Here is an 11,671-nt window from a genome sequence, read left to right on the forward strand (position 1 = left end):
AAAGTACCAACATGTATCGTTTCATGAACCTTGTGAATGAAAAATTTAATAAAGATTTTAAAGAATATGCATCTTTGTGGGAATGGTCTGTGGATAATCTTGAGGATTTCTGGGCAACCGCCTGGGATTTTCTTGATATCAAGGCCTCCCAACCCTATGAAAAGGCAATTGATGATCCAGATAAAATGCCCGGTGCAAAATTCTTTGTCAATTCCAAACTTAATTTTGCTGAAAACCTTTTACAATTTAAAAATGACAACCTGGCTTTAATTTTCAGGGGGGAAGATTCCATTAGAAAAACCCTGACCTATAACCAACTCTATGACGAAGTAGCAAAAACAGCTGCCTCTTTAAAAGCACTTGGCATAGAAAAGGGTGACCGGGTGGTTGGATTTGTCCCCAATATGCCCGAAAGTATCATTGCCATGCTGGCCGCCACAAGTCTTGGCGCCATCTGGTCTTCGTGCTCACCGGACTTTGGGATCAAAGGGGTTCTGGACAGGTTTGGCCAAACCCGGCCAAAAGTATTGTTTACGGCTGACGGATACTTTTTCAAAGGCAAACCCCTGGACAGCATTAAAAGAATCGCCGGCATTGTTAAAGAAATTCCTTCCATTGAAAAAATTGTCGTGATCCCCTACGTATCAGAGGAACCCGATATCAGTGCCTTGCCCAATGCCGTTCTGTTTAAGGATTTTAAAAATCCTGATGCCACCCTGATCGAATTCGAGCAGATGGATTTTGATGATCCTCTCTATATCATGTACTCTTCCGGGACCACAGGACTGCCCAAATGTATGGTACAGAGTGTTGGCGGCGTTCTTTTACACCAGAAAAAAGAGCTGGTACTTCATACGGATCTTAAAGAAGAAGACAACATTTTCTATTTTACCACCTGCGGCTGGATGATGTGGAACTGGCTGACCTGCTCGTTAAGTGTGGGTGCCACCCTTGTTCTTTTTGACGGCAATCCCTTCCATCCCGGCCCTGAGGCTTTATGGAAAATGGCCCAGGATGAAAAAATTACTATTTTCGGCACCAGTGCAGGATATATTGAAGCATTAAAAACTGCCGGAGTTAAACCTAAGAAACAATTTGACCTGTCTGCCTTAAAATCGGTCCTTTCAACCGGATCACCCCTATCAGATGAAAACTTTGAATTTATATACAATGAAGTAAAAGAGGACCTCCAGCTTGCTTCCATATCCGGCGGATCAGACCTTAACGGCTGTTTTGCCCTGGGCAACCCCATCGGCCCTGTGTATATTGGAGAACTCCAGTGCCGAGGCCTTGGCATGAAGGTTTATGCCTATGATGAAAATGGCAAACCCATAGTGGGAGAACAGGCCGAACTTGTCTGTACCGCTCCCTTCCCGTCCATGCCCATCTTTTTCTGGGGGGATGAAGACGGCTCAAAATACCATTCTGCCTATTTTGACGAGTATCCGGGAATCTGGACCCATGGCGACTTTATCATGGTCACTGAACACGGTGGTGTGATCATGTACGGCCGATCCGATGCCACACTCAACCCGGGTGGTGTAAGAATCGGTACGGCTGAAATCTACCGCCGGCTGGATGCCATGGAAGAGCTTGAAGACTCTGTTATTGTGGGACAATCCTGGAACAATGACGTCAGGGTCATACTCTTTGTTAAAATGGCCCAGGGATTTGAACTTAACGATGAACTCCAAAATAAAATCAAGGCGGATATCAGGGTCAATGCCTCTCCAAGGCATGTCCCGGCAAAAGTCATTGAATGCCCGGATGTCCCCTATACACTCAACATGAAAAAGGTTGAGCTGGCTGTTAAAAAGATGATCGAGGGAAAAGAAGTGAAAAACAAGGATGCATTAAAAAATCCTGAATCCCTTGATTTCTTTGGCAATCTTAAGGAACTTAAACCATAAAATAATGGGTGGTGAGTAGTAAGGAAAGCTAAACTGATAGTCTATTCCTTACTACTCATAACTCATAACCCACATCCCCAATATGGAATCAGAAATAAAAAATCACTATAATTCAGACAATCTGACTCAAAATATAAAAACCGCATTAATCAAAGCAGGTAAAAACCTTTCAAACCTTGAATTGAAAGATCTTTCCCCCATTGATCAGATCCACACCGGCGGAGCACGGTCCAGCATTGAGCTGTTCAAAAAATTAACCATCCCCCCTGATGCACGGGTCCTTGATGCCGGATGTGGTATTGGGGGATCTTCAAGGCTTCTTGCCAAACAATTTAACTGCAAAGTTATCGGTGTTGATCTGGCAGAAAAATTTATTGAAGCGGCTACCTTTTTGACCCAATGTACCAGACTTGAAAATCTTGTTTCATTCCAACAGGATTCCGTTCTTGAACTGCCATTTGAAGACAATACATTTGACGCTGTTTTATGCCAGCATATTTTAATGAATATTGAAGACAAACCAGCAGCAGTCAAAGAATTTTTCAGGGTATTAAAACCCAATGGAAAGCTGATATTACATGAAATAGCAAAGGGTGAAAACGATCCCCTTCTTCTTCCCGTTCCCTGGGCAGACAAGTCTTCCATATCATTTCTTGAATCCTGGGATGTCATGTCCCACATTTTTAAAAAACATGGGTTTGACATAGAATTCTTTTCAGACCAAACCTATAGTGCATGCACAGGGTGGGAAAAATTTAATGCAATTTCCCAAAAAAGACCTCCCCGACCCAACGCTCTGGGTCTCGGTATCATTTTTGGCAAAAATGCAAAATTTTTTGGCAAAAACATGTATTCAAATTTTACGAATCATTCCATTTGTCTTGTTGAAGCCATTTTTAAAAAAAGCTATGATAAGTAAACATTAATTTTTAATATTAAGGAGGGAATATAATGATTTCACAAAAACTGCAGGATGCAATCAATTACCAGATAAACCGTGAATTATTTTCAGAATATTATTACCTTTCCATGGCATCATATTTTAATTCAACGGGCTTAAGCGGGTTTGAAAACTTTTTTCTTATCCAGGTGGAAGAAGAAAGATTTCATGCCATGAAACTGTATAATTATTTAAATGAAAGAGGCGGACGGGTACTTTTACAAGCGATTGAAGCACCTAAAACAAAATTTGAATCTGCCCTGGAAGTCTTTGAGCTGGCCTATGAACATGAAAAGCTGGTTTCAAGCCTCATCAATGATCTGATGGATCTTGCAATTAAAGAAAATGATCATGCTACCAGAAACCATCTGAACTGGTTTGTGGATGAACAGGTGGAGGAAGAAGCATCCATGGAGACCATTGTGAACAAATTGAAACTGATTGGCGGTGCAGGGCATGGCCTTCTCATGCTGAATAACGAACTTGCCCAGCGAACATTTACTCCACCCTCAAAATAAGACACTTCTATTTTTCCAAACTAAACCCCGGGCTGATATCCATAAAATGGTATCAGTCCGGGGTTTTTTAATAGGTACCTGTAATTTGTTTTGATGGACCTGGGTTAATATTCTCTACCTAAAAAAAAGCTGAAAAATTATCTTTAAAAATTTTTCCTGTCATTTGATCAATCAATTTCTCGATCTGCTTTCTTGCATTATCAATGGCATTATAGGTTGACATCTCTTCACCTTTGCTTTTCTTTGCATCTTCAAGGTGGTGTCTAAAAAGTTTATCAATGGGTTTCTGGGCTTTATCAACCAGTTTTTCTTCAAATTTTTCCAAATTTTTTGTCATTTTATCAACAAATTTATCAATATTGTTTATGGTATTCTTGCTCTTTCTGCGTGGTTTGTGATTTTCAGGAAAAGGCTCTGTTACGGAAGGAATAGCGTTACTCTCTTCTTTTGGCAACACCTCGGTTTCAGGCACGGTTTTTACAGTTTCAGCCCGGGTCTCGGATGCCATTGCATATGATCTTTGATAGGTAATATCTGCAGCATACATGGAAACACTATCATAGCCCCCCATGGAAATAGCTTTTGCAACAGCACCATTCATATCTCCTGCAGCCATTTGTGAAATAATTTCATCAATGCCTTTCACAATGGCTTCTATATCCCCAAGCTCTTCTTCACTTAAATCCCCAACAACCGAGAAGGTAAAACTTTCTCCTGATGTTAAAGTGATTTCTCTAATGTTTTGAGTGACCACAGCCTTTCCCGAATCTGTTTGCAAAACACCTTTGCTATCATACATAAATGCATCAACTTCAGCATAGGAATGGGATGTCAATGTGACAAGATCACCCTCTTTTGTTTTTATGGTCAATCCGGCATCAAGGCTTTCATAGGCGCTAAATGACTGTTTTCTTATATAACTTAAAAATTGAGCATCCGGCAAGGTATTTTGCCGGGGTGATAGTCCTGCCATTAAAGACTGGTTTGGTATGCTGCTCATCTTGCTTCTCCTTAAAATCTGCCCATATTATAATTCTTAGTTAAGGTTCTTATCGGCAGGAAGAAAGGAAACATTTAAAAAAATGCCATATTTTATAAAATATTGTGTATATTCAAAAATCATTAACTAATGTAGAGCCGGTTCCTTAAGTTTAATTTGGAGATCATGAATGGATACGTTTGGATTTACAAAAAAAAAGCTGCTGTCACTCTGCCATGAAACCCAAAACAAGCATATTATCATCTGGTTATCCAAATTTTATCAAAAATTAACCACCAATCGTGTCAATCAGGCCTCTTTAGAACTCTTTACACATCAATATAACGAAATCCTTAATTGGACAGGAATGAATCCTTTTATTCAACCTGAATCCAATAATACCAGATTATGGATTGAAACAATTTCCGATCAAATTCACTTTTATCGATCTGCCACAGGCAACACTTTCCGTGACTATGACTTGCTTGAAAAAATTCAAACAAATGATTTATCCTTTTCTTGTCATCAAATTGATTTTCATTGCCACGTGGCCTTAGATGGACTAAGGAGTCTTTTCAATGTCGGTTCAATTTTCAGGACCTGTGAAGCTGCCGGGTTTAAGTCCATAATTCTCGGGAACACTTTAGGGAAAGAACATCCGGGTGTCCGAAAAACCGCCATGGGGGCTCATAAATGGGTTGAACAGGAAAAGGCCGCCGATCTTGCCCAGACCTTGCTTGAAAAAAAGGAAAAAGGATTTCAGATCATTGGTGTTGAGACCATTGAAGGTGCCCGGCCTTTTTATGACATTTCATGGAAAAAGAAAACCATTGTTGTATTCGGAAATGAAGAATATGGAATTTCATCACATGTCATGGAAACATGTGACAAGTTTATTCATATTCCAATGTTTGGCAAAAAAAATTCCATTAATGTTGCCAACGCCGTTTCTGTCATCTGTTTTCACATTGCAAGATCATTGTGTGACAAATAAGTTATTCCTGCAATTGTATTTCAAGAACAAAGCCGCCTGTTTCGATTGTATCACCCGGATATATTTTTTTTCGTTTTCGTGTTTCAATACTCTTGTTCACTTTTACAAAGCCGTCAACGATCATAAATTTTGCTTCCCCGCCGCTTGAAGCAAGATTTTCAAACTTTAAAATTTTATAAAGTTCAACAGGCGCCTTTTTAATCTTAACAATTCTTTTTTCCATTATTTTTATTCCTCATATCTCATATCTCATATCTGGCATTTGGCATTTGGCATTTGGCATTTGGCAACAACAATCTTGCATTACAGGCAAAATATTTATAATAATACATAAAATAAAAATGGACATTAAATAAATGAACTTTTTTAAAATCATAATTTTTTATTTATTATTCTCTTTTCTCATTTTTCACTCAACAGGGGCAACAGGACTTGCCTCTAATTTCCACAGGCAGCACACCATTTCAGGCAAGACCATGGGCACTTTTTATACCATCAAATTTATCTCACGCAAAAAAGAGTCCCCGGCATTGTGGAAAGCCAGGGTGGATATCCGTTTAAAAGCAGTGAATAAAAAACTTTCCATGTACGACCCTGAAAGTGAACTCTCTGTTTTTAACCGCCAAAAAATTTCAAACCCTGTACATATCTCTTCTGATTTTTATACAATTTTATTAACGGCTAAAAAATTATACCGGCTGACCGATGGTTCCTGGGATGGAACAGTGAAACCCCTGGTTGATCTTTGGGGATTTGGAACAAAAAAAAGAATAAACCAAATTCCCAAACCCGATAAAATAACCCTGGCATTATTAAAAACCGGATTTAATCACATCATTATCAAAAAACAGCAGATAATTTATAAAAATGCAGACATCACCCTTGACCTGGGTTCCATTGCAAAGGGATATGGAGTGGATGCCATTGCAAAACTTTTTACCTCCTCGGGCATTCATGATGTTCTTGTGGAAATAGGCGGAGAACTCTATGCTTCCGGCAAAAATAAAAAAGGAAAGTACTGGTCAGTGGGGATCAGCAGCCCTGATAAGCAATTTGCAAACCAGAGCTTATATAAAATTGTCCGCCTGAATAACCAGGCCCTTGCCACCAGCGGGAATTACAGAAATTTTTTTGAAATAAATAAAAAAGTCTTCTCCCATATCATTGACCCTAAAACAGGGTTTCCAATTGACAATCAAATCGTCAGCGCATCTGTCATTTCAAAAGACTGTACCTTTGCTGACGGCCTTGCCACAGCCCTGATGGTCATGGATGTGCAAAAGGCAATCAAACTTGTTAACCGTCTTGAAAATACAGAATGCCTGATTATCCAAAAAAAAGATCAACAATTTATCAATCATGTATCAAAAAACTTTGGTGACTTTGAAATGTCATCTTATGATTGACACAAAATGTTCTATATGACAATCTATGTAAACCGATATACTATATTTAGTGAAGTGTATGTGACATGTAAATCATAAAAGAGATGAAAATGTTCAAGAGTCTGAAATTATATAAAAATTTTGGTTTCACTCTTATCGAATTGATGATTGTTATCGCTATCATTGGAACTTTGGCCGGCCTAGCCGTTCCCTCTTATATAAATTACATAGAAAGAACAAAAATGCTTCGAGTCATATCAGAAATCAGATTAATCGAAAAAGAATTGTTCGCTTATCAAATGGAGCACAACACGCTTCCTGATAATCTTGATGAAATTGGATTGGGAAACCTGAGAGATCCCTGGAATAATCCTTATGAATATCTGCCTGTTGCAGGTACCCCAAAGGGAAAACTGCGTAAAGATCATTTTATGGTTCCGGTTAATACTGATTTTGATCTCTATAGTAAAGGACAGGATGGCAAAAGCCGCTCTCCTTTTACGGCTAAGGCCAGCAGGGATGATATCGTTCGAGCGAATAACGGCCAATATGTAGGATCTGTTGCCGGTTATAATTAGAGGAGGTTTAAGAATATGAAGATTGGTGGTTCATTTTTTCGAAGCAAGGTCGCGCAAAGAATTTTCTTTTTATTTATTTTGTGCGCAATGCTCCCTGTTATAGTCCTGTCTTTTTTATCTTATACCCAGGTTTCAAAACAGCTTAAAAGTCTTAGTCTTAACCGTCTTAAAACCTCAGTAAAAGCACACGGCATGTCGATCTATGAAAGATTTTTATTTCTTGAAACAAATATGCAGATGATTGCCTCAGGGGATTTTAAAGACAACAAATATCTTCCGGAAATATATTCAACAGATGATTTTAATAAAAAAATACTACAGCGATTTGAGGGTTTAGCTTTAATAAAAACATCTAAAGAATTAAATCTGCTGTACGGCCGTTTTAAAGACCTTCCTAATGATTTTATTGATAAAGCTTTGACCATTGGTGATGATAAAACAACCCTTGTTTTTAAGACCTCTCAAAACAGGACACCTGCTAAAGTATATATGCTGATAAAAACCATCCCCGATAATACCGGCATTAAAGTCCTGGTGGGAGAGATCAATATTTCATATTTATGGGGTATAGGACATGACAATATCTTACCGCGTAAAACCGACCTTTGTATCGTGGACCAGGTTAGAAAAGTTCTCATCACTTCCTTTCCTCCAACCGATGACCTGCTGCATCAAGTCACTGTAAAAATTGATGGCACAACCCCTCTGGCTTTTAAGTATAAAGATGGGGAAAATACCTATTTTGCAAGTTATTGGCCCATGTTTTTAAAATCAAGATTTGATGCACCAAGTCTAAATGTTATTTTAAGAAGCAATAGTTCTGATGCGCTTGTTCCCCTTTCAAACTTTAAAAAGACCTTTCCTCTTGTACTGCTTTTGTCTCTTTGGATTGTATTGCTTTTAAGTATTATTCATATCCGCAAAAGCCTTGTGCCTCTTGAAAAACTTAAAGAAGGAACTCGAAGGGTCGCTAAACAGGATTTTAAAAATCGAGTGATCGTTACAAGCCATGACGAGTTTGAAGACCTTGCTGATTCTTTTAACTCAATGTCAGAGCAGCTTGATCAACATTTTGTTGCCTTATCAACCCGAGCGGATATTGACAGGGCAATATTATCTTCCCTGGATACAAAAAAAATTATCTATACCGTTCTGAAAAGAATGTTTATCTTTTTTTCGTGCGATTCCATCAGTGTAAATCTTGCTGTTGAAAAGCAGCCAAATACTTTCCATGCCTATATATCAACCGATATCAAGGTGCGTAAACCCTTTGAAGAGTTCTTTCGTATTACCCCTGAAGACAAAGAGATATTATCTCTTAATTCAAAACATTTGATTGTTCATACAAAAAAAAACAAACCTGGGTTTCTGTCTAAAGCCGACAATCGAACCGGACATTTATTCTTAGTTCTGCCTTTATTTTTTGATGGTGTTTTAAAAGGAACCATCGCACTGGGTTATTCAAAAGAAAAATCATTTTCTGATAATGATTTAAAACATGCCCATCAAATGGCGGATCAAATGATGGTTGCCCTTTCCAATTCATCCCTGGTTGAAGACCTGGAAAAACTGAACATAGGAACTTTAGAAGCATTGGCACGGGCCGTAGACGCAAAATCCGCCTGGACTGCAGGTCACTCTGAAAGGGTAACAGATCTGTCATTAAAAATAGCTAAAGTGATGGGATTTACAACAGAAGAACTCGAGGTGTTGCGGAGAGCAGCTTATCTGCATGACATCGGAAAAATAGGAGTTCCTCTTGCAATACTTGATAAACCAGGCAAATTAAATGATGAAGAATTCAATAAAATTAAAGATCACCCCTTGATAGGGTTACGAATTTTAGAGCCCATCAGTGCCTATGAGGATGTATTGCCCATGGTATCGCAACATCATGAAAAATTTAACGGTAAAGGGTATCCCTATGGTCTGTCGGGTGAGGACATCGCTTTAGGAGCAAGAATTCTCGCAGTGGCAGATGTCTATGATGCAGTGGTATCAGATAGGCCCTATCGAGATGGCTGGGTTGAAGAAAAAGCCATTAAAATGATAACCGAGGAGTCAGGCAAACATTTTGATCCAAAGGTTGTGAATGCATTTTTAGCTGCAATTTAATAATTTATGCATAGATCATTTGATTTTGATTTATTATTAAATAGGAAAAGAGATGAAAAAGAAAAAACCATTACGCTTAATTAAGAAAGCAATCCTTGCAATGGTCTGTTTTATTCTCATCACCTTTTGTATTGCAGGTTGTAAACAAAAAAGTTCTGATCCATTCCCTTCTATTCTTATTGGAACATGGGTTACGCAGGAACCCCGATACAAAGACAGATACATTGAGATCAATGAAGGAGAAATCATCTTTGGAACCGGAGGGAATCAATCCAATACATTTTTTATTGATAGCATAAAAAAAGGGGATCAAGTAGCAATCACCGAATGGACCTTGTTTTGTCAGGACATGGAAGAAACTCTTTTTGAAATAGTCATATTTTATAACGCTGGTACAAAGAGTGCTTCAATAACGTTAAAACATAAGGAAAAAATTGTCTGGCATAAAGTTGAAGAATAAATTAACTTGAAAACTTCTATCCCTTATACCTTATGCCTTGAAAAGAGTCTCTTTTTTCAAAAGTATGTTGAATCATGTTAAAAGTTTCCCTGTATCGGGCCGCCCACATGGGAACTCTCAGCTCATCCGAGTGTGGATCTCCTGTGATTCGCTGGATAATAATCTCTTTTGGCAGCAATTCCAGAAAATCACAAACCATATTTACATATTCATCCTGTTCCATGGGGATATAATCCCCGTTTTTCCACATTTTGTCCAGAACGGTTCCCTTGATGACATAGAGAAGATGGATTTTTATCCCGTTAATACCACTGCCTGCCAATATTTTTGCAGTTTCACGCATCATCTTTTTATCTTCCCCGGGAAGCCCGAGAATCACATGGGTGCAAATATTTATCCCTCTGCCCCGGGTTAACCGCACAGCTTTGGAAAACTCTTTAAACCCATGGCCCCTGTTAATTATCTTAAGCGTTGCATCATGGACAGATTGGAGGCCATACTCAAGCCAGACCAGATAATTTTTTGTATAAGACTCTATTAAATCAAGCTTTTGTGCATCAATACAATCCGGTCGTGTTCCAATGGCCATTCCCACCATACCATCACAAGAAAGTGCTTCATCAAACATTTGTTTCATATGTTCGCAAGTGGTGTAGGTGTTTGTAAAAGATTGAAAATAGGCCAGAAATTTTTTAGCCTTATATTACCGCTTTTAATCTGCTCTTTTATGGAAACTCCCCTGGCAAACATACCGGAACCAGACCCCTTTGAATTGCAATAAATACACCCTTTTCGGGAAAGCAACCCGTCCCTGTTGGGACATGACAGCCCTGCATCAATAGAAATTTTTTGTACCCTCTGGCCAAACAATTGCCTTAAATAGGTATTATAATCTGAATACCGTTTTGTTTTATCCATTCAACACATCCCGCTAAAGTAAAGTCTTTTCTTTAAAATATCCTGTTTTAAATTCCCTTCTGGTTATTTACCATTAACAGCAATCAAAAATCAATTGACCAAAGCATCAAGTAATTATATATTATCAGGTTATGAATTTAAACTTCAAAACATATGATGTCATTGTTATCGGTGCCGGTCATGCCGGATGCGAAGCTGCCCTTGCCTCTGCGCGCATGGGGTGTAATACGCTTCTTTTAACCATTGACATGGATAAAATAGCCTCCATGCCCTGCAGCCCTTCAATAGGCGGCATGGCAAAAGGACAGCTGGTTAAGGAAATTGATGCCCTTGGCGGACAAATGGCAAAAATCACGGATTCTTCAGCCATTCAATACAGGACATTAAATACACGCAAAGGCCCTGCTGTTCATTCAACAAGAACGCAGAATGATAAAGCCCTGTATTCAAAAAATATGAAAGCGGTCATTGAAAAAACAGACAACCTTGATGTAAAACAGGCCATGGCCCAGGAACTCGTGCTGGAGAACAACACCGTGACAGGCCTTATTGATCAGACAGGTTTTGAGTACTTAACAAAAACCATTGTCATTGCAACGGGAACTTTTTTAAAAGGAATGGTTCACATCGGGGCCTCAAAAATAGAGGCGGGCAGGGCAGGAGAATTTGCATCCATAGGCCTTGCACAGAATCTTGCAACGCTTGGGTTTACCATTGGAAGAATGAAGACCGGTACATCGCCTCGGCTCCATGCCGATACCATTGATTTTTCCAAATTTAATATCCATAATTCAGAAAGTCATCCAAAACCGTTCTCTTTTTCAACAACGAATATTACCAACCCCATGCTGCCAAGTTTTATGGGCAATACAAA

Annotated in this window: 13 protein-coding genes; 9 read left to right on the top strand and 4 right to left on the bottom strand. The window is 38.9% G+C overall.

The genetic code is table 11. The features are described from left to right. From K8S13_RS10590 to K8S13_RS10600, 3 genes are all read left to right on the top strand, one after another. A partial coding sequence (locus K8S13_RS10590; RefSeq protein WP_291462413.1) for an acetoacetate--CoA ligase occupies positions 1 to 1,910 on the top strand: 1,910 nt, incomplete at its 5' end. A gap of 82 nt (positions 1,911 to 1,992) precedes the next feature. After that, complete coding sequence (locus K8S13_RS10595) at positions 1,993 to 2,829, top strand: class I SAM-dependent methyltransferase (protein ID WP_291462414.1); 837 nt, start codon at positions 1,993 to 1,995, stop codon at positions 2,827 to 2,829. A 32-nt stretch (positions 2,830 to 2,861) separates the two neighbouring features. Continuing rightward, positions 2,862 to 3,368 (top strand): ferritin, encoded by a 507-nt coding sequence (locus K8S13_RS10600; RefSeq protein WP_291462415.1) that lies wholly within the window; start codon positions 2,862 to 2,864, stop codon positions 3,366 to 3,368. Between the two features lie 118 nt (positions 3,369 to 3,486). On the opposite strand, the gene K8S13_RS10605 is transcribed toward K8S13_RS10600, so the two are convergent. Continuing rightward, positions 3,487 to 4,368, bottom strand: a complete 882-nt coding sequence (locus K8S13_RS10605; protein WP_291462416.1) for a hypothetical protein — start codon at positions 4,366 to 4,368, stop codon at positions 3,487 to 3,489. A gap of 169 nt (positions 4,369 to 4,537) precedes the next feature. On the opposite strand from K8S13_RS10605, the gene K8S13_RS10610 reads away from it, so the two are divergent. Then, positions 4,538 to 5,341 carry an RNA methyltransferase gene (locus K8S13_RS10610; RefSeq protein WP_291462417.1) on the top strand — a complete coding sequence of 268 codons (804 nt, stop codon included), beginning with the start codon at positions 4,538 to 4,540 and terminating at the stop codon, positions 5,339 to 5,341. A 1-nt stretch (position 5,342) separates the two neighbouring features. On the opposite strand, the gene K8S13_RS10615 is transcribed toward K8S13_RS10610, so the two are convergent. Continuing rightward, complete coding sequence (locus tag K8S13_RS10615; RefSeq protein WP_291462418.1) at positions 5,343 to 5,564, bottom strand: RNA-binding S4 domain-containing protein; 222 nt, start codon at positions 5,562 to 5,564, stop codon at positions 5,343 to 5,345. 133 nt (positions 5,565 to 5,697) lie between these two features. On the opposite strand from K8S13_RS10615, the gene K8S13_RS10620 reads away from it, so the two are divergent. The 4 genes from K8S13_RS10620 (at position 5,698) to K8S13_RS10635 (ending at position 9,879) form a co-directional block, all read left to right on the top strand. After that, a complete protein-coding gene (locus K8S13_RS10620; RefSeq protein ID WP_291462419.1) occupies positions 5,698 to 6,747 on the top strand; it encodes an FAD:protein FMN transferase in 1,050 nt (349 codons plus the stop codon). An 89-nt stretch (positions 6,748 to 6,836) separates the two neighbouring features. Next, positions 6,837 to 7,304, top strand: coding sequence for a prepilin-type N-terminal cleavage/methylation domain-containing protein (locus tag K8S13_RS10625; RefSeq protein ID WP_291462420.1), 468 nt, complete (start codon positions 6,837 to 6,839; stop codon positions 7,302 to 7,304). 15 nt (positions 7,305 to 7,319) lie between these two features. Further along, positions 7,320 to 9,419, top strand: a complete 2,100-nt coding sequence (locus K8S13_RS10630) for an HD domain-containing phosphohydrolase (protein ID WP_291462421.1) — start codon at positions 7,320 to 7,322, stop codon at positions 9,417 to 9,419. A 52-nt stretch (positions 9,420 to 9,471) separates the two neighbouring features. Next, entirely contained in the window at positions 9,472 to 9,879 is a 408-nt protein-coding gene (locus K8S13_RS10635; RefSeq protein ID WP_291462422.1) for a hypothetical protein, read from the top strand. Positions 9,880 to 9,895: 16 nt separating this feature from the next. On the opposite strand, the gene K8S13_RS10640 is transcribed toward K8S13_RS10635, so the two are convergent. Both K8S13_RS10640 and K8S13_RS10645 read right to left on the bottom strand, forming a co-directional pair. Further along, a complete protein-coding gene (locus tag K8S13_RS10640) occupies positions 9,896 to 10,564 on the bottom strand; it encodes a TIGR01212 family radical SAM protein (RefSeq protein WP_291462425.1) in 669 nt (222 codons plus the stop codon). Further along, positions 10,513 to 10,797, bottom strand: coding sequence for a hypothetical protein (locus K8S13_RS10645; protein ID WP_291462423.1), 285 nt, complete (start codon positions 10,795 to 10,797; stop codon positions 10,513 to 10,515). The genes K8S13_RS10640 and K8S13_RS10645 overlap by 52 nt, the downstream gene beginning before the upstream one ends. Before the next feature lie 131 nt (positions 10,798 to 10,928). Here K8S13_RS10645 and K8S13_RS10650 point away from each other — a divergent pair. Next, positions 10,929 to 11,671: FAD-dependent oxidoreductase (locus tag K8S13_RS10650; protein ID WP_291462424.1), on the top strand; the 743-nt coding region annotated here is incomplete at its 3' end.

The organism is Desulfobacula sp. (genome assembly GCF_021107415.1).

Bases quoted from the DNA above. Each gene is read 5' to 3' on its own strand.
- K8S13_RS10605 (WP_291462416.1), bottom strand. From the start codon at position 4,368: ATGAGCAGCATACCAAACCAGTCTTTAATGGCAGGACTATCACCCCGG.
- K8S13_RS10635 (WP_291462422.1), top strand. From the start codon at position 9,472: ATGAAAAAGAAAAAACCATTACGCTTAATTAAGAAAGCAATCCTTGCA.
- K8S13_RS10600 (WP_291462415.1), top strand. From the start codon at position 2,862: ATGATTTCACAAAAACTGCAGGATGCAATCAATTACCAGATAAACCGT.
- K8S13_RS10645 (WP_291462423.1), bottom strand. From the start codon at position 10,797: ATGGATAAAACAAAACGGTATTCAGATTATAATACCTATTTAAGGCAA.
- K8S13_RS10610 (WP_291462417.1), top strand. From the start codon at position 4,538: ATGGATACGTTTGGATTTACAAAAAAAAAGCTGCTGTCACTCTGCCAT.
- K8S13_RS10620 (WP_291462419.1), top strand. From the start codon at position 5,698: ATGAACTTTTTTAAAATCATAATTTTTTATTTATTATTCTCTTTTCTC.
- K8S13_RS10625 (WP_291462420.1), top strand. From the start codon at position 6,837: ATGTTCAAGAGTCTGAAATTATATAAAAATTTTGGTTTCACTCTTATC.
- K8S13_RS10630 (WP_291462421.1), top strand. From the start codon at position 7,320: ATGAAGATTGGTGGTTCATTTTTTCGAAGCAAGGTCGCGCAAAGAATT.
- K8S13_RS10595 (WP_291462414.1), top strand. From the start codon at position 1,993: ATGGAATCAGAAATAAAAAATCACTATAATTCAGACAATCTGACTCAA.
- K8S13_RS10615 (WP_291462418.1), bottom strand. From the start codon at position 5,564: ATGGAAAAAAGAATTGTTAAGATTAAAAAGGCGCCTGTTGAACTTTAT.